The sequence below is a fragment of the Nonomuraea sp. SBT364 genome (assembly GCF_001083785.1).
GTDB lineage: Bacteria > Actinomycetota > Actinomycetes > Streptosporangiales > Streptosporangiaceae > Nonomuraea.
The window spans coordinates 1-1654 of record NZ_LAVL01000342.1; the positions used below are offsets into that span (position 1 = coordinate 1).

Sequence of the window (1654 nt, forward strand, 5' to 3'; positions counted from 1 at the left end):
GGTTACGGGGGCGGCGGGTGAGGCGGGCGGCCAGGATGATCAAGTAAATGATCAGGACCGTGACGACTGCGGTGAGCGCTACGAGGCCGCCGGTGGAGATCGCCAGGCTGGGCATGATTCGATCGTACGCGCTCACGCCCTGCGGGCGCATGGCCGCCGGAGGACGCGTGACGCGGTTGCCCGCGGGCAGCGGCGATGAATTGCGGCTCTTTGTGGCGTCTTCTGCGGTATGCGTCGTTGCTTGATAATGAACATTATGTCAAGTAACCACGATGCGGGCTCCCCCCGGCCGGTGGGGCGCGGCCGAGGCGGGTCAACGGGTCGTGGTGGTTTCGCGGCGGCTACATTACGTCCATGGAAGCGAGTTTCCGCTGGATGAGCATCACCGCGATCGCGCCCGTGGCCTGGGGCGCGAGCTACTTCGTCACCCAGCGGTTCCTGCCGGCCGACCACCCGCTCTACGGTGCCGCGATCCGGGCGCTGCCCGCGGGGCTGCTGCTGCTTCTCATCTGCAGGAAGCTGCCCAGAGGTTCGTGGTGGTGGAAGTCGGCGGTGCTCGGCACGCTGAACATGGGTGCTTTCTTCGCGCTGGTCTATCTGGCGGCGCAGACGCTTCCCACGAGTATCGCTTCGACGATCATGGCGACCTCGCCGATGGTGATGATGTTGTTCGCCTGGGCGGCTGTGTCGGAGCGTCCCCGGGTCGCGCAGGCGGCGGGGGCGTGTGTGGGGATCGCTGGTGTGGGGCTGATGTTGCTGGAGGATGTCGGCCCGGCTGGTTTGTCGGGTGTTCTGGCGTCTGTGGTGGCGATGGTGATGTCGTCGTTGGGGTACGTGCTGGCCAAGCGGTGGAGCGGTGAGGTGGATGTCTTCTCGCTCACTTCGTGGCAGTTGCTGGCTGGTGGTGTGGCGTTGGTGCCGGTGGCGGTGGTGGTCGAGGGGTCGCCGCCGCCGCTGGGTGGGGCTGAGTTGCTGGGTTTCGCGTATCTCACTGTTGTGGCGACGGCTTTGGCGTTCGCGGCTTGGTTCGCGGGGTTGCGTCATCTGAGTGCTGGGACGGTGGGGTTGATCGGTTTGCTCAATCCGGTGACGGGGGTCTTGCTCGGGACGGTGGTCGCGGGTGAGGCGTTGGCTGGGCGGCAGGTTGCGGGGCTTGTGCTGGTTTTTCTCGGCATTCTGCTGGGGCAGCCTGTGCTTTCCCGTCTTGTCGTGGTTGTGCGTCGGGGCTGGGGTGGCGGGGGTGTGCGGGATTCTTCCGTGCTTGCGGTGGGTTCGGGCTCGGTTGTGAGTGGTGATGGGTTGCCGGGTGCTGGGTGTGCGGAGGGGGCGCGTGGTGGTCGGGAGTGAGTGGCCGGGGTTGGCTGGCCCTGGTTGACGGGGTTTCGGCGGGGTCTGTTGTGCCTGCTGGTTCGGGGTTCTGCGGGTGGGCTGATCACGGGGTGGTGGGCTGATCGCGGGGTGTTGGTGAGCCTCTCCCCTGGTTCTGGGTTCGCGGTGCTTGGTGGGTGCGGTTGGTGGTCCCCGCTCCCCCGCGTGGGTGCGGTTGTTGTCCCGCTCCCCGGGTGGGTGTGGTTGTGGGGTTGGGGCGGATTGGGGTTATGGGTTCGCCGGATTTGCGGGTGTGAGATGCGTTACGTGATGGGGTGTGGAGTAT

1 protein-coding gene is annotated in these 1654 nt (G+C 66.4%); it reads left to right on the forward strand.

The genetic code is table 11. The annotated features are described in order from the left end of the window. Positions 1 to 354: 354 nt before the first annotated feature. Entirely contained in the window at positions 355 to 1347 is a 993-nt protein-coding gene (locus tag ADY59_RS47230) for a DMT family transporter (protein ID WP_231619255.1), read from the forward strand. Positions 1348 to 1654 lie beyond the last annotated feature (307 nt).

Coding starts and splice junctions, on each gene's coding strand:
- ADY59_RS47230 (WP_231619255.1), top strand. CDS start 355: ATGGAAGCGAGTTTCCGCTGGATGAGCATCACCGCGATCGCGCCCGTG.